General features: G+C 33.4%; 15 protein-coding genes and 1 pseudogene. 12 read left to right on the top strand and 4 right to left on the bottom strand.

What is annotated here, in order from left to right; translation table 11 throughout:
- The first annotated feature begins 106 nt into the window (after positions 1-106).
- The 8 genes from EM308_RS16715 (at position 107) to ftsY (ending at position 5200) form a co-directional block, all read left to right on the top strand.
- On the top strand, positions 107-877 hold the full coding sequence (locus tag EM308_RS16715) for a 3'-5' exonuclease (protein ID WP_035640043.1): 771 nt from the start codon (positions 107-109) through the stop codon (positions 875-877).
- Positions 878-968: 91 nt separating this feature from the next.
- On the top strand, positions 969-1580 hold the full coding sequence (locus tag EM308_RS16710; protein ID WP_035640041.1) for a fumarylacetoacetate hydrolase family protein: 612 nt from the start codon (positions 969-971) through the stop codon (positions 1578-1580).
- Positions 1580-1924: an Hpt domain-containing protein gene (locus tag EM308_RS16705; RefSeq protein ID WP_035640038.1), complete on the top strand. Its 345-nt coding sequence runs from the start codon at positions 1580-1582 to the stop codon at positions 1922-1924. The genes EM308_RS16710 and EM308_RS16705 overlap by 1 nt, the downstream gene beginning before the upstream one ends.
- Positions 1925-2033: 109 nt before the next feature.
- Entirely contained in the window at positions 2034-3287 is a 1254-nt protein-coding gene (locus tag EM308_RS16700; protein ID WP_035640035.1) for a CinA family nicotinamide mononucleotide deamidase-related protein, read from the top strand.
- 72 nt (positions 3288-3359) lie between these two features.
- Positions 3360-3596 carry a 50S ribosomal protein L28 gene (gene rpmB / locus EM308_RS16695; protein WP_024980263.1) on the top strand — a complete coding sequence of 79 codons (237 nt, stop codon included), beginning with the start codon at positions 3360-3362 and terminating at the stop codon, positions 3594-3596.
- Between the two features lie 28 nt (positions 3597-3624).
- Positions 3625-3807, top strand: coding sequence for a 50S ribosomal protein L33 (gene rpmG, locus EM308_RS16690; protein WP_035640032.1), 183 nt, complete (start codon positions 3625-3627; stop codon positions 3805-3807).
- 73 nt (positions 3808-3880) lie between these two features.
- A complete protein-coding gene (locus EM308_RS16685) occupies positions 3881-4033 on the top strand; it encodes a DUF4295 domain-containing protein (protein WP_070261881.1) in 153 nt (50 codons plus the stop codon).
- Positions 4034-4219: 186 nt separating this feature from the next.
- Complete coding sequence (gene ftsY / locus EM308_RS16680; protein ID WP_035640027.1) at positions 4220-5200, top strand: signal recognition particle-docking protein FtsY; 981 nt, start codon at positions 4220-4222, stop codon at positions 5198-5200.
- A 622-nt stretch (positions 5201-5822) separates the two neighbouring features.
- Here the strand turns inward: ftsY and EM308_RS16675 are convergent.
- Complete coding sequence (locus EM308_RS16675) at positions 5823-6335, bottom strand: hypothetical protein (protein ID WP_035640024.1); 513 nt, start codon at positions 6333-6335, stop codon at positions 5823-5825.
- 501 nt (positions 6336-6836) lie between these two features.
- On the opposite strand from EM308_RS16675, the gene EM308_RS16670 reads away from it, so the two are divergent.
- From EM308_RS16670 to EM308_RS16660, 3 genes are all read left to right on the top strand, one after another.
- Positions 6837-7280 (top strand): hypothetical protein, encoded by a 444-nt coding sequence (locus EM308_RS16670; RefSeq protein ID WP_035640020.1) that lies wholly within the window; start codon positions 6837-6839, stop codon positions 7278-7280.
- Complete coding sequence (locus EM308_RS16665; protein WP_035640017.1) at positions 7261-7557, top strand: DUF721 domain-containing protein; 297 nt, start codon at positions 7261-7263, stop codon at positions 7555-7557. Before EM308_RS16670 ends, EM308_RS16665 begins: the two co-directional genes overlap by 20 nt.
- A 318-nt stretch (positions 7558-7875) precedes the next feature.
- The gene (locus EM308_RS16660; protein ID WP_035640015.1) at positions 7876-11268 is read left to right on the top strand and encodes a polysaccharide deacetylase family protein; all 3393 of its coding nucleotides are present in this window, start codon (positions 7876-7878) and stop codon (positions 11266-11268) included.
- Between the two features lie 108 nt (positions 11269-11376).
- On the opposite strand, the gene EM308_RS16655 is transcribed toward EM308_RS16660, so the two are convergent.
- The 3 genes and pseudogenes from EM308_RS16655 to bshC all read right to left on the bottom strand — a co-directional run bounded on the left by EM308_RS16655 (position 11377) and on the right by bshC (position 14868).
- Positions 11377-11796 carry a nucleoside-diphosphate kinase gene (locus EM308_RS16655; protein WP_035640013.1) on the bottom strand — a complete coding sequence of 140 codons (420 nt, stop codon included), beginning with the start codon at positions 11794-11796 and terminating at the stop codon, positions 11377-11379.
- A gap of 112 nt (positions 11797-11908) precedes the next feature.
- Complete coding sequence (locus EM308_RS16650; RefSeq protein WP_035640011.1) at positions 11909-13180, bottom strand: acyltransferase family protein; 1272 nt, start codon at positions 13178-13180, stop codon at positions 11909-11911.
- Between the two features lie 84 nt (positions 13181-13264).
- A pseudogene (gene bshC, locus EM308_RS16645) lies at positions 13265-14868 on the bottom strand (bacillithiol biosynthesis cysteine-adding enzyme BshC).
- A 225-nt stretch (positions 14869-15093) separates the two neighbouring features.
- Here bshC and EM308_RS16640 point away from each other — a divergent pair.
- Complete coding sequence (locus EM308_RS16640) at positions 15094-16371, top strand: MFS transporter (protein ID WP_035640007.1); 1278 nt, start codon at positions 15094-15096, stop codon at positions 16369-16371.
- Positions 16372-16412 lie beyond the last annotated feature (41 nt).

Here is a 16412-nt window from a genome sequence, read left to right as displayed (position 1 = left end):
ATTTTGCAATTTGTCGGGTTTTCTTTTTTTTGGCTCTTTTTAGAGTTATTTTTTGAGGGTAATCAGTACTTAAATTTTTATATTTGCCACAATTCAAACTAAAAAAATGGAACTCAAACTCAATAAGCCAATTTGTTTTTTTGATCTCGAAACTACAGGAATTGATATCGGAAAAGACAGAATTGTGGAAATATCAGTTTTTAAGGTTTTTCCTAACGGAAATAAAGAAAGTAAAACATGGTTGGTGAACCCCACAATTCCAATTCCTCCGCAGTCAACGGCAATTCACGGAATCAGTAATGAAAAGGTGGCCAATGAGCCTACTTTTAAGGAGTTGGCGCCTCTTGTGTATAATATGATTAAGGATAGTGATTTGGCAGGATTCAATTCGGATCGCTTTGATATACCTTTATTGGCAGAAGAATTGTTGCGTGCAGGAGTTGATTTTGATATGAAAAACAGAGTTTCTGTAGATGTTCAGACAATTTTTCACAAAATGGAGGAGCGTACTTTGAGTGCGGCTTTGAGATTTTACTGTGGAAAAGAATTGGATAATGCACATTCTGCCGAAGCGGATACAATGGCGACTTATGAGATTCTGAAAGCACAGTTGGAGCGTTATCCGGAATTGGAAAACGACATGAAATCATTGTCTGAGTTTACGACTAGAAAAAAAATAGCCGATTTTGCAGGAATGATTGCTTTTGATGATAATAATGAAGAGATTTTTACCTTCGGAAAACATAAAGGAGCTAAAGTAGAAAAAATCCTGGAAATTGAACCTGGTTATTTTAGCTGGATTCAAAATGCGGATTTTCCTCTATACACCAAAAAAGTTCTGACAGCAATTAAATTAAGAAAACTAAATACAAAATAAGTTGCTAAGTCGCTAAGTTTCTAAGATGCTAAGTTTTTTGCGTAGTTATCTCAGAAACTTATAATTTTAGAATCTTAGAATCTATAAAAAAATGAAAATAATCTGTATCGGACGAAATTATGCCAGTCATATAGAAGAGTTAAAAAACGAGCGTCCTTCGGAGCCGGTTGTTTTTTTGAAACCAGATTCGGCTATTTTGTTAAAACAACACCCTTTTGTAATTCCGGAATTCTCAGAGGATGTTCATCATGAACTTGAGCTTATTGTGAAAATAAGTAAAGTAGGGAAGTATATTGAGCCCAAATTTGCCCATAAATATTACGATGAGATTAGTGTGGGGATAGATTTTACTGCAAGGGATTTGCAGGCAAAGCTGAAAGAAAAAGGGCTGCCGTGGGAAAAAGCCAAGGCATTTGATGGTTCTGCGGTTATTGGTGATTTTTTGAATAAAAGTCAGTTTGTTTCGTTGGAAAATGTTAATTTTGAATTGAAGAATAATAATTCTACGGTACAAAAAGGGAATTCCAATATGATGATGTGGAATATTGATGAGTTGGTATCATATGTTTCCCGTTTTTTTACATTAAAGATTGGGGATATTATTTTTACAGGTACACCGGCTGGAGTTGCGGCAGTAAGACCAGATGATGTTTTAGAAGGATTTTTAGAAGGACAAAAACTATTTAGAATACAAGTAAAATAATGGCTTTAAAATACAATTTAGCAAAAGTGTACGCGCTTTCAGATAATGATCCAGAGTTTGTGGATGAGGTTTTGAACTTGTTTGTTACGGAAGTTCCAGAAGATTTGAAAAAAATCGGAGAAGGAATAAAGAATAAAGATTTTAAGCAAACTTATGCCTTTGCGCATAAATTGAAGCCAACGCTGGATTTGCTTGGATTGAATGTGGCATTCGAGGAAATTCTTCAAATTGAGGCATGGACAAAAGAAGAAGGTAAAAAGAAAGAGATAATAGAAACATATAAGAGTGTCAAATCTCAAGTGAAAGACGCGATAAAAGAACTGAGAAAAGATTTTAATCTTTAAACTTGGTTTTAAATTTTTGTTATTGCAAAGAGTTTAAATCAATATGATCCACAACCGTATTAATGTGCGGTTTGTGGATTTTTTTATTTAATAAAATAGACAGGCTAATATGAAGGCAACGATAATTACTATAGGTGATGAAATTCTAATTGGTCAAATTGTGGATACCAATTCAGGTTTTATAGCGAAGTCACTAGATAAAATTGGAGTAGAAATTCACGAAATGATTTCGATAAGTGACAATAAAAAACATATTCTCGATACTTTTGCAAAACTCCAAAACACGGTAGATTTGGTTATTATAACCGGTGGTTTAGGTCCTACAAAAGATGATGTTACCAAGAAAACTTTTTGTGATTATTTTGGCGATACCTTGGTGGTTGATGAGGTTGTTTTGGCACATGTCACCCAACTTATAGAAGGGTATTTTAAGAAAAAAATAACTCAAATCAATAAAGATCAGGCGTTGGTGCCTTCTAAGTGTACGGTGCTTCATAATCAAGTAGGTACGGCACCGGGGATGTGGGTAAAAAAAGAAAATACAGTTTTTGTGTCGCTTCCGGGAGTTCCTTTTGAAATGAAATATTTGGTCGAAAATGAAGTTGTCCCAAAGTTAGTGAAAGAATATGAGCGTCCATATATTCTGCACAAAACAATATTGACTTATGGACAAGGAGAAAGTTTGGTAGCTGAACGTCTGGAAGAATGGGAAAATAGCTTGCCTGAATTTTTAAAATTGGCGTATTTGCCAAGTCCGGGAAAATTGCGTTTGCGTATTTCAGGGCGAGGAACTGAAAAGGAGAAGTTGGAGCAGGCTATTACAGAATATGTAAATTCTTTGGATGCTGTTATTCATGACATCATAGTTGGATTTGAGGAAGATGAGACAATAGAAGTGATTTTGGGGCGATTGTTGAAAGAGAAAAAAGCCACTTTGGCTACAGCTGAAAGTTGTACTGGAGGTAAAATTGCAGAGTTGATAACTTCGGTTTCGGGGGCTTCCAATTATTTTAAGGGAAGTGTGGTTTCTTATGCGACAGATGTGAAGATAAATGTGCTGGGTATTTCCGAAAAATTGATAGAAAAACATTCGGTTGTCAGTGCTGAAGTTGCAAAAGCAATGGCTCTGAACGTGAAAACATTACTGAAATCAGACTATGCTATTGCTACTACGGGTAATGCAGGGCCTGCAAAAGGAGAGGCTGATGCCGATGTAGGAACGGTTTATATTGCCTTGGCAACGCCAAATGGGGTTCTGGTAGAAGGGTTTGATTTCGGTCAACCACGTGAAAAAGTGATAGATAGAGCTTCTGTTAAAGGGCTTGAAATATTATTGAAAGAAATTTCAAAAAAAGAGCAATAAATATTTTGGTAGAAAGGTTTATTTTTCTTTTCTTTGCACCCTGATTTTGAATAACGATAAAAGATAAGCATAATGTCAAGAGTTTGTGACCTTACAGGTAAAAGAGCGATGGTAGGAAATAACGTTTCTCACGCTATGAACAAAACTAAGAGAAAATTTTCTGTTAACTTAGTTAAAAAGCGTTTTTATCTTCCAGAAGAAGATAGATGGATTACTCTTAGAGTAGCAGCATCTACGATAAAAACAATTAATAAAAATGGAATCGCTGCAGTTTTGAAAAAAGCGCAGTCAGAAGGATTTATTAAATAATCTTTTCCAATAATAAATAAATAGCAAGATGGCAAAGAAAGGAAATAGAATCCAGGTAATTTTAGAGTGTACAGAGCACAAAGCATCAGGTGTTGCTGGAACTTCTCGATACATAACTACTAAGAACAAAAAAAATACTCCAGACAGATTAGAGATTAAAAAATTTAATCCAATCTTGAAAAGAGTTACTGTTCATAAAGAAATTAAATAATTAGAGATTTTGATAGAATCTCTAATTAATTAGACTAGAGATTTCATTAAAATGTTAAAAAAACATTTGAATCATGGCAAAGAAAACCGTTGCATCGTTACAAACAGCTTCAAAGAGATTGTCAAAAGCCATCAAAATGGTAAAATCTCCTAAAACTGGCGCTTATACATTCGTAGAATCTATTATGGCTCCTGAAGAAGTTGATGAATTCTTGAAAAAGAAATAATAACTATTACATTTTATAGAAAAGCTACTTTCATTCGGAAGTAGCTTTTTTATTTTCTATCTTTACATCTTGAAATTAAAAGACTTTTTACGGAATTTTTAATAAAAACTTGTTTTGACGGTTTTTAATTGAATTTTCCTGTTTAAGTTGACAAATGTAAATTCCAAATCGTAAATCTTCATTTTCATGAGCTTTTTTAAAAAAATATTTTCTTCTGAGAAAAAAGACCAAGGTATAAGCCAAGAGGCGAAACAATCTTTAGACAAAGGTCTGGAAAAAACAAAAACTTCTTTTTTTACCAAATTAACCAAAGCTGTGGCTGGAAAGTCAAAAGTGGATGATGATGTTTTGGATAATTTGGAAGAAATTCTTGTTTCTTCGGATGTGGGCGTTAATACAACCCTGAAAATTATTACCCGAATTGAAAAAAGAGTTGAGGAAGATAAATACCTTGGTACTGATGAACTCAATCAAATTTTGAGAGACGAAATCGCAGGATTGTTATCCGAAACGAATACGGGAGAAGCTACAGAATTTGTCATCCCAGTAGATACAAAACCTTATGTTTTGATGGTTGTTGGGGTAAATGGTGTAGGTAAAACAACTACAATTGGTAAATTGGCTCATCAATTTAAGAAAGCAGGTCATAAAGTAGTTTTGGGTGCGGCTGATACTTTCCGTGCTGCGGCTATTGACCAATTACAGATTTGGGCAGATAGAGTTGATGTTCCTATTGTTCGTCAGGAAATGGGAAGCGATCCAGCTTCTGTCGCTTTTGATACTTTGCAATCGGCGGTGGCTCAAAAAGCGGATGTTGTTATTATAGACACAGCGGGTCGTTTGCACAATAAAATTAACCTGATGAACGAACTTTCGAAAGTGAAAAGAGTAATGCAAAAAGTGGTTGGCGATGCCCCACATGATGTAATGCTTGTTTTGGATGGTTCTACAGGTCAAAACGCATTTGAACAAGCCAAACAGTTTACTACTGCGACTGAGGTTTCCTGCCTAGCGGTTACCAAACTTGATGGAACTGCAAAAGGTGGTGTAGTTATTGGTATTTCTGACCAATTTCAAATTCCTGTTAAATACATTGGTGTTGGAGAAGGAATTGATGATTTGCAGGTTTTCAATAAATACGAGTTTGTGGATAGCTTTTTTAAATAATAGTTTCTTGTAATTTATATGAAGAATTTTAGTCCTATTCATTTTTACTTTGTAAGCATTATTGGTTTAGTTTCTGCCAATTTTTTTAGAGAAAAAAGTATTCCGCTGTATTATGCTTCATTGTTAATTGGAGTTGTATTTTTTGTTTTGGGTGTTATTAGAAGAGTCCAAAACAGAAAATAGTTTCTGTAATGAAGACTTAATTTTGTCCAAAGGGTTTCATAAAAATTGATAGGGCTAGATTAACATTTTCTGCGGCATCTCCCATTTGGATGATTATTAATGTTAATTTAATGAATTGATGATATAATATTTTTGATTTAATTAAGGTAAAAGATTATGTCAAGTGACACTATTGTAGTTATAAATGAGATTCTTCGGTTGTAATAGTTTTGTGTTTTGGGAATGTTTTTTGTTGATATTTTTTATTTATCAGCTTTTTTTGGTAAATATCTATTGAGTAAACTGATGTTAAATTTCTTCAAATTCTTGTTGTAATATAGATTTAATCTTTCTATATCAATAAAAAACATATAAAAAGAAAAACTGAATTGACTTGCTTTTTCATTATCAAAGTCTTTTGAATTAAAGCCATAGTTTTTTCTTAAAAATTGAGCTTCTTCTAAACTGAAAATATAGATTTTAATTCATCATCAACAAATTTTCCTGTTTTTAAAATATCATTTATCAGTTGTAGAGTACCCTTTCTCCTTTCTTTAATAAATTTATCTAACACCTTGTTTCCGTTTGCAGTAAGAAATGAATTTGTTGCTTCGAAGTTATCTTTTTTTAGAAGTAAACGGAATTCTTCTAGTGTAATATTAAATTTATTGAAATCATTGTCTTGTTTCATAACTTTAATTATTGTTTTATTAACTAAAATTATATGATATACTTTTTCCGAAATGAGTGGTAAGATATGTTTCTTATCTTCCCTTTCTAGTAAATAAACATTTATGAAATAAAAAAAATAACCAGCGATATAGGACAAACAGAAATTATCGAGTAAAGATTCAACGTTTTTAGTTTTATTTGCAAAAAGAACAAAAACACTAAACTTGTAATCAATAAAATTTATCCAAATTGTAATAAGTAACGCAATAACAAATATAAATGTGAGTCCTTTTATTTTCATATGTTTATTTTTAGAGTATTAGTATTGTGTTTTATTATTAATTGATTATGAATAATCAAAAAATTTTAGAATAGAAAATAGTTTCTAGAAATACAAATATTTTTTTGTCTAAAGTGTTTCATCAAAATTGGTTAGGGAGAGATTTACGTTGTACGTGAATATCTAAAATAGCTTCCATTTAAATCATATTACTTTTCCATTTTTTTTATAATTGTTGTTTATCAATTGATATAGGAAAAGTAAATGTGAGTAGCGATGTTGATTTTGATGTAGTTGAAAAGAGTAGTTTTGATTAATCCCAAAAATATGAAAAATTGTTTAGCGAGAACATAATTTTTTACTTTCTTTGGTTCTTTAAAGTTTAACTTTGTCGTATTAACAAATGATGTTGCTATGCAGGATGCCCTAGCCCTGATAGAAGCGGTATCCTTTTTGTCTCTTTTTCGGAGACAAAAAGATACAAGCGGATAGCAGGAAATAGCTCCTAAAAAAAAATATTCTATGAAAAAAGTATTTGGTGTTTTGTTGGTTGCGCTTTTATTTGTTGGTTGCAAGCAAAAAATAACTTCGGAAGATGTTGCAAAAATCAACGGATATTGGGAAATTGAGAAGGTGGTTTTTGAGGATGGTAATGAGAAAAAATATGGGGCTAACGAATCGTTTGATTATTTTCAAATTGACAAGAATTATGCGGGAATTCGTAAGAAAGTGATGCCGCAATTGGATGGTACTTTTTTGGTGAACGATACGTTTGAAAATGTAAAAGTACGATTTACAGATGACCATACTTATTTGGATTACAGTACGCCGTATATGAAATGGAGTGAGGAAATTATAAGCTTGACGGATAAGGAATTGGTTGTTTTGAACACGGAGAAAAAAGAGTATCACTATAAAAAAACAGGGGCAATAAAGCTAGGTGGCGATGACAAAAAGACTGAATAATCAAAGTACTGTTGGGGATGTGTTGAAGCAAATTATTGAAGTCAATAAATTGCAGGCAGGAATGGACCAAATTGACGTAAAGGATGCTTGGCGTAATTTGATGGGAAACGGTGTAAATAGTTATACCCAAAATGTTGTTTTGAAAGGATCGACGCTTTATGTTGAGCTGACATCGGCGGTTTTGCGAGAGGAATTAAGCCACGGTAAGTCTAAGATTGTAAGAATGATTAATGAAGAATTACGCAGGGATGTAGTCAAGGATGTGGTTTTGAGGTGATTTTAGATTGCTGATTAACAAATTATGTTTTTTTTAAAATTTATAAAAAGCTTGGATGCTGAAAATGTGTTCAGGCTTTTTTTATTTAGAGAAAAGTATAATAATTAATCGGGGTTTTTCTTTTGTAATTTTATACAAACTAATTAGGTAATTTTTTGTTAGTTTTTGAGTTATCTCATTTTTTTCTCCATTTAGAATTATTACTTTTCGCAAAAATATTTATTTAAAAAAGCTTTGTTTTTTAATTCAATGATTGAATTTATTGTGATTTATAAATATTAAGATTTTGAATTTAAGTTTTTCGTTAAAAAATGCAATATGAATGATAAAAAACAAATATTTCAGACTTCTACAAAAAAGCGCTGGAGAACTTTTCAATGGTCAAGCCGATTAATTTTGTTTGTTCTTGTGTTGATGGTTCCCATTTTTTATATCACTTTAAAAAGAGGGACAAAACCTCAATTGCCGATTTTGGCTAATGGTACAGAATTTGGTCGTACGCTTGATAATCCAATTATTTCAAAGGATTTGACCGTAGAGGAATTAAAAAAGTTTAAAGGCTTTGATTATTTTTTGAGGGCAAAATCGAAAGTCGAAAAACTACAAAAACAAACAGTTACTCCCAAAACCAATGATGTTGTTCGAGCTGCTTTTTTAGTCGATTGGGATCCACAAAGTTTATTTTCGCTTAAAAGAAATGTTGACAAGCTTAATATGGTGGTTCCGGAATGGTTTTTTATTGATCCTAAAACCGATTTGTTACGAACTGAAATTGACACTGCCGCATTGAAGGTGATGAAGAAAGCAAAGGTAAAAATTGTTCCATTAATCAATAACATCAATGAATCATTAGGCGAAGGTAATTTTGATGGAGATCTTATCCATCGTATTCTTCACGACAAATCAAAAAAGGAAAGACTTATTAATGATATTGTAAAGACCTTAAATAAATACAAACTCCAAGGAATAAATGTCGATTTTGAGGAATTTAAAGAGAATAGTGATGAACCCATAATTGCGTTTCAAAAAGAGCTATATGAAAAACTTCATCCTCTAGGCTATTTGGTTACGCAAGATATAATGGCCAATGATGAGGACTTTAACATAAAAGCATTGTCTAAATACAATGATTATATGTTTTTGATGGCTTATGATGAGCATTATGCAGAAAGTAATCCAGGTGATATCAGCAGTCAGAAATGGATTGAAAGAGTTGTGGATAAAACGGCAAAGGAAATTCCGTCAAGCAAAATTATTCTTTGTATTGCTGGTTATGGTTACGATTGGGAGGAAAAAAGAGAAGGTGAAACAATTACGTATGATCAGGCAATTGCCATAGCAAAACAGCACAATGTGCCAATAAAATTTAATGATAACAGCTATAATAATTCTTTTAGTTATGCGGATATTAATGGTAAAAAGCATCAGGTTAATTTTACTGATGCAGTAACTAATTTTAATTCTATTCGGTTCAGTGATGAATATGGCTTGGCAGGGACTGCATTGTGGAGATTAGGAAGTGAGGACCAGCGTTTGTGGAGTTATTATCAACGAAGCCTGACTAGCGAGAGTATCAGCAAAAAACCTTTTGATTTCAAAGCACTGGAAGTTGTCAATGCCGGAATCGAAAGTCCTGCTTACATTGGTGACGGAGAAATTTTGAATGTTATTGCCGATCCAGAACCGGGAAAAATACATTTGGAAATTGATAAAGACAATACTATTATTACTGAGCAAAAGTATCTGGAATTGCCAACTAAATATGTAATCAGTAAATTCGGGAATGTGCACAAGCAGGTTATTTTGACCTTTGATGATGGACCAGATCCTAATTATACACCACAAATTTTAGATATTTTAAAGAAAGAAAAAGTACCGGCTGTATTTTTTGTAATCGGTATTCAGGGTGAAAGTAATATTCCTTTGCTGCAAAGAATTTATACTGAAGGACATGAAATAGGCAATCACACATTTACGCATCCTAATATGGCACTGGTTAGTTCTGATAGAGCGTCGTCTGAAATGGAAACAACAAGGTTGTTAATTGAAGCCACCACAGGAAGAAGCACAGTACTTTTTAGAGCGCCTTATAATGCAGATGCTGAACCAACAACAGAAGCCGAATTAAAGCCAATTGCATTAAGCAAAGCTCAAAATTATTATACTGTCGGAGAAAGTATTGATCCTAATGATTGGGAAATAGGTGTAACGGCAAATACAATTTACAATAGAACAGTAAAAGAATACGAAGCCAATCCAGATAAAGGAATCATTTTGCTTCATGACGCCGGTGGAAACAGACAGGCAACCGTTGATGCATTACCCAGAATTATAAAATATTTTAAAAGTAAAAATGTTCAGTTTACAACCGTTTATCATTTGCTTGGCAAAACCAAAGAAGAAATTATGCCTAAAGCAAAAGAGAATTATCTAACAGTTGATAATATAATTTTTGATTTTGGTTATTGGTTTGGACACTTTATTGTTGCGACATTTTGGGTTGCCATTTTACTTGGATTTTTGCGTATTGGGTTAATGGCAATAATGGCTTTTGTGAAGAAATGGAACGATTATAAATACCCTCCCGCTTATGAAATTAATGGGGAAAATCCGAAAGTAAGTATTATTGTGCCAGCTTATAATGAAGAAATCAATGCAGTAAAGACTATCGAAAATTTACTTTGCCAGGATTATTCGGATTTTGATATTGTTTTTGTGGATGACGGTTCGAAAGATAAAACTTTTGAAATGGTAAATTCCGCTTTCAAAGATAATCCGAAGGTGAAAGTACATACAAAACCTAACGGAGGAAAAGCTTCTGCATTGAATTACGGTATCACATTGACACAAAACGATTATGTTGTTTGTATTGATGCAGATACACAATTAAAGAAAGATGCTATTTCGCAATTAATGAAAAGTTTCACACTTCAATTGAAAAACAATATCGAAATTGGCGCAATAGCTGGAAATGTAAAGGTGGGTAATGAAAATACAATGCTTACCAAATGGCAAAGTATTGAATATACAACCGCCCAGAATTTTGACCGACGAGCTTTTGATTTAATTAATGGAATAACTGTCGTTCCTGGTGCAATTGGTGCTTTTAAGAAATCAGCAATAGAAAAAGCTGGAGGTTTTACAACCGATACCCTTGCCGAAGATTGTGATTTAACCATTCGAATTTTGAGAAGTGGTTATCGAATTGTAAACTGCATAGAAGCCGTTGCTATTACCGAAGCCCCAGAGAGTCTGAAGGAATTTATGAAGCAGCGTTTTAGATGGAGTTATGGCATTATGCAGGCTTTCTGGAAAAATAGAGATGCCTGTTTCAACCCAAAATACAAAGGTTTAGGAATGGTGGCATTGCCTAATATTTTGATTTTTCAGGTTGTATTGCCAATATTTGCGCCATTGGCAGATTTAGTGCTTATTTTGAGCTTAATCTGGAATCATAACAATCCGGAAAGTCTGTATAAAATACTGGTTTATTATCTTGTTTTTATGCTTGTAGATATATTAGTGAGCATAGTTGCCTTTGTTTTTGAAAAAGAAAAATTGAGTAAATTATTCTGGTTAATCCCTCAACGATTTGTTTACCGACAATTGATGTATGTAATTTTATTTAGGGCACTTCGAAAAGCCTTGAAAGGGGAAAGTCAAGGTTGGGGAATCTTAACAAGAACAGGGAATGTCGCTACGGTTAAATGATTTTCAGATTAGTTTAAAACAAAAAATCCCGTTTCAATATTTTGAAACGGGATTTTTTTCTATTCAAAAAATCTTCAATCGTTAATCTAAAGTCAACAATCTAAAATCTTAAAACTGCTCTCTTCCTGCAAAGTGGAATGCACTTTCGATAGCAGCATTTTCGTCGCTGTCTGATCCGTGAACGGCATTTTCTCCTATTGAAGTTGCGTATGCTTTACGGATAGTTCCTTCGGCAGCTTCGGCTGGATTTGTAGCACCAATTAAAGTTCTGAAATCTTCAACAGCATTTTCTTTTTCTAAAATAGCAGCAACGATAGGACCTCTTGACATAAATTCTACCAATTCTCCGTAGAAAGGTCTTGCAGCGTGTACCGCGTAAAAAGCTTGAGCATCTGCTACAGTTAATTGCGTTAATTTCAAAGAAACGATTTTAAAACCACCGTTTGTAATCATTGCCAATATGTTTCCGATGTGTCCATTTGCAACAGCATCTGGTTTAATCATTGTAAAAGTTCTGTTAGTCGCCATTTTTGTCTATGTTTTTAAAATTTTGCGCAAAAATAGACTTTTTTTATGGAATGATTTTAGCAAATTATCAATTTAATGGAAGAAAACTGTTATTACAGTGGTTTTTTGTTTTTTAAACTTTGAAATACATTTTCTTTTTGTAGAAGTAAGCCAAAAGTATCGACCATAAACCGGCATAAATCAAGGCAAATGTTAATGAAGCCGTCATGGGATTATTGAAAAAAGGCTCAACCCCTGTGATATAAAGATAATTCAAAAGGTTGATTTTTTTCGTTGGATTTATTGGATTTGGGAAAGAAATCATAATCATTGCCTGCGGAATTATTTCGGACAGAAAGAATACAATCATAGGATTCACACCCCAAATAAGAAATAATTTAGTTCCTTTTTTAATGCCGGCAATGTCAATACAATAATATAAAATGGATAAAATTAATGTAGCCAATCCCGCAGTGAAAAGAACATAAGAACTAGTCCAAAGTGATTTGTTGATAGGGAAAACAATATTCCATAATTGTCCCAAAACGATAAGTACGATTCCGATTAGGAATATTTTTTTTACTTTTTCTGTTTTTAATGCGGGACTATTTAGTAATTGCCCGATTAATAAACCAATGATTCCTGTTGCAATTGCCGGAATTGTGCTAAGAATTCCTTCAGGATCCCAAGTTTTGGTCATTTGCCACATATGGTCTTTTAATAAAAGACTATCTGTCCAAGCGGCTAAGTTGGTTCCTTTTTCTAGGTTTGTGATTTCGAATCCAGGTGCTGGAATAAGGGTCATAATTGCCCAATAGCTTAGTAGTATTCCAATCGTAACCAATAATTGTGTTCTTTGAGTAGTCTTTAGATACAAAAGAGAAGTTATGAAATACACAATTCCAATGCGTTGCAAAACTCCAGGAAGTCTCACGATTTCATAGTCTTCGATGCCGCTGTAAGCTAAGATTATATAAATTGCAAAAATAGAAATCACCAAATAGGTTTTTAGCTTTGCATTGAAATTCCCCATCAATGCATAACCTACAGCTGCTGTGATAAGTAAACGACAAATTACTAAGGGTATTTCTTCAAGTCCGAAGAGTTGTATTTTTCCAAAAAAATTAAAAAATATTCCCAAACAAATCATTCGTAACGAACGAGTAAATATTTTGCTAAAAGTAGTGCTGTCGTAATTTTTGGTTGGCATGGCAAAAGAAACAGCTACTCCCATAATGAAAATGAAAAAAGGAAAAACTAAGTCGGTTGGAGTGCAACCGTGCCATTCGGAGTGAAGTAGAGGAGGGTAAACGGTGGCCCAGTTTCCCGGGTTGTTGACGATGGTCATTAACAGGATGGTTAATCCTCTAAAAACATCAAGCGAAATAAGGCGGTCTTTGGTCATTTTTTTATAAAGTTGCTGAGGTTCTAAGATTCTAAGTTACAAAGTTTTTTTTGAGTTGCTTAAATCTTTTAGAATTTTAGCAACTTAAAAAGTTATTATGTTAAAATTTTGTTCCAATGCCTTTAGTTGCCTCATTATCTGAGGAATCAAACGTTCTCCATTTTCAATATAAAATTCCGAAAAATTGGCTTGGCGTTCCTGTAAACTTTGGTTTGGGAATAATTCATTTTGCAAATCAATAATACGTTGCAGTTCGTCATGAAATTTTCTTTTTTGGGCTTTGAGTAATCTTTTTTCAAGATTTTCTAAACCTTTTGTTTGTTTGACTTCCTGTGCTTTTACAGCGCCCAAAAATGATTTATCGGTGTGATTGGCTAATTCTGAAAGTGTTTCGAATTGTTTTCTTAGAGCTTCTTTTTGCTCTGTGAAATCAATCGGGAAATCAGAAAGTTTTTGGGTAATGCGATTGACTAATTCAGCTTGTTTCGAAAATAAATCAGACCAGCTAAGGTCTAAATTATCGGCTTTTTTGTTTTGTTTTTCGGTTGTCAAAAGAACTGAGTTTCGTATTAACAACATGGGGAAAGTCACTTTTGCGGAAGCAAAAAATGATTTCAGTTCCAGCCAATAGGCAATTTCTCCACCACCGCCAATGTAGCATAAATTGGGCAGAATTACTTCTTGGTACAGCGGACGCATGATTACGTTCGGACTGAATTTCTCCGGATTGCTTTCTAATAAGTTTAAAATTTTAGTTTCAGTAAATTCAATTTTTGTGTGATTGACCTTGTAAATTCCATTCTCAAGAATAATTCGTTCCCGCAAATTATCTTCAATATAGAATAAGTTAATTTCGCGCGGATTCACTTGAACGAAGTAATTGCTTAAACTTTCGTTGGTTTCGGTTACTTTTCTAAAAGACGTTTGTTGCAATAATTCTTCTTTTATATAAGGAATAAAACTGCGTTTTAGATCAGGATTATCAGCATCGATAATGACTAGTCCAAATTCTCCAAAAAGCGCATTCGCCAAATATCTTGTAGCATCGGCGAGATTATCATGTTTGAGATACGAATCTTCAAAAAGTTTTTTTATGGTATTCGCATTAGTGCTGTGACCTATTTCCAGTTCAAATATTTCAAGAAAATCGTCCAGTCCATCTGTGGATAATCTTCCAACTGGGCCAGTGCTTTCTCTGTTCCAATGAAATTTTTTTCCTTTGAAACTGAAATAATTGATTTCTTCAAAATCGTGGTCTTCGGTTGCCATCCAATACACCGGAACGAAATTATTTTCGGTATATTTTGATTTTAATTCCTTGGTAAGATTTATGGTTGATATGATTTTATATAAAAAATACAATGGTCCAGAAAATAAATTCAGCTGATGCCCCGTGGTGACTGTAAAAGTGTTTGGATTGCTTAATAGTTTAATATTGTTTAGAGTCGATGCTGAAGGATTTAGATTGGCATATTGCTTTTCTAAAACAGAAACTAATAATTCTCTTTTTTTATTCCCATTATTATTTTCATTGAAATTTTCTTTTTTTCAATGATTTGTTTTTCAAAGTTAATGAGTGTTGGGAAATGGTTGTATAAAGGTTTTAATTCTTGCTTTTGGTTTAAATAATCTTGTATCAATTTGGAAAAATATCCTGAGGTTTGATAGCTGATACAGTCGGTAGGCATAATTTTATTTTTTTGATAGCTGTAAATTTAATGAAAATAAGGCAATGGGCAATAGGTTGTAGTAGGTGGAAAACAGAAAGCAGAAAGTAGCTGTGCAAAACCCATAATCTTTTTTGAATTTTCACAATAAAGTTTTGTTTTGGTAAATAAATGTTTGCTACTTTGAAAAAATAAAGGCATTTTTATGCCCTAATTTCATAAAAATATAATTATCTCGAAACCAAAATGAAAAACAATCCCGATCAGAAGAATTCACTAAAACATGTTCTTTTTGGAAGCTTGATAGGCACCACAATCGAATTTTTCGACTTTTATATTTATGCCAATGCAGCGGTTTTGGTATTTCCGCAATTGTTTTTCCCGAATGCAGATAAGACAATGGCGACTTTGGAATCATTAGCTACTTTTTCAATAGCGTTTTTATCTCGACCATTGGGTTCGGCTTTTTTTGGGCATTATGGAGATAAAATCGGGCGCAAATTTACCTTGGTTGCCGCCTTATTGACAATGGGTATTTCGACCGTGACTATTGGATTTTTGCCTAGTTATGCTAGTGTTGGCATGGTTGCGCCTTTGTTGTTAATGTTATGTCGATTTGGACAAGGCGTTGGTTTAGGAGGCGAATGGGGAGGAGCTGTTTTATTGGCTATCGAAAATGCTCCGCCAAACAAACGCGCTTGGTACGGAATGTTTCCACAATTGGGAGCGCCTATCGGTTTGTTGCTGTCAGGTGGTACTTTTTTACTGTTGACAGACTCGATGACCAGTGAAGATTTTATGAATTATGGCTGGAGAATTCCTTTTATTGCCAGTTCACTTTTGGTTATAGTAGGTTTTTATATCCGAACAAAAATCACTGAAACCCCATCTTTTGAAAATTCCAAAAAGGAACACGAAGAAGTGAAAATCCCTTTTGTAGAACTTGTGAAATCCTATAAAAATCAATTGATTTTCGGAACATTTGCGGCTATTACTACTTTTTTGGTTTTTTATTTAATGACTGTATTTGCACTAAGTTGGGAAACTTCTCATTTAGGTTTTAACAAAAGAGATGCTTTGTTGATGCAGTTGTTTTCGGTTTTGTTTTTTGCACTTTTTATTCCTGTTTCGGCAGTTGTTGCAGACAAAATCGGACGCCGAAAAATGCTTATTTCCGCTACAATTGTTATTGCTGTTTTTGGCTTTTTGTTTTCCAATTTTTTAAATTCAGGAAATCCTGTTTTGGTTACCGTATTTTTATGCATCGGAATGTCATTGATGGGATTTACTTATGGGCCTTTGGGAACTTTTTTATCGGAGTTGTTTCCAACTAACGTCAGATATTCCGGAGCATCGTTAACTTTTAATATGGCCGGGATTTTAGGGGCGGCTTTTGCACCCATGATTGCTATTTGGCTTGCCACTAATTACAGTTTGACCTACGTTGGTTTTTATCTGACGATTGCCGCTTGTATTTCGTTGTTTTCGTTATTGGTAATTAGTAAAAAAGAACATAAGTTTTAAATTTGTTTATATATTTCATAAAAAGGACAACAAATTAAATT

It is taken from the genome of Flavobacterium gilvum, from assembly GCF_001761465.1.
Classification (GTDB): domain Bacteria; phylum Bacteroidota; class Bacteroidia; order Flavobacteriales; family Flavobacteriaceae; genus Flavobacterium; species Flavobacterium gilvum.
The sequence above is the reverse complement of the archived record's forward strand: the minus strand, read 5'-3'. Positions and strand labels throughout refer to the sequence as shown.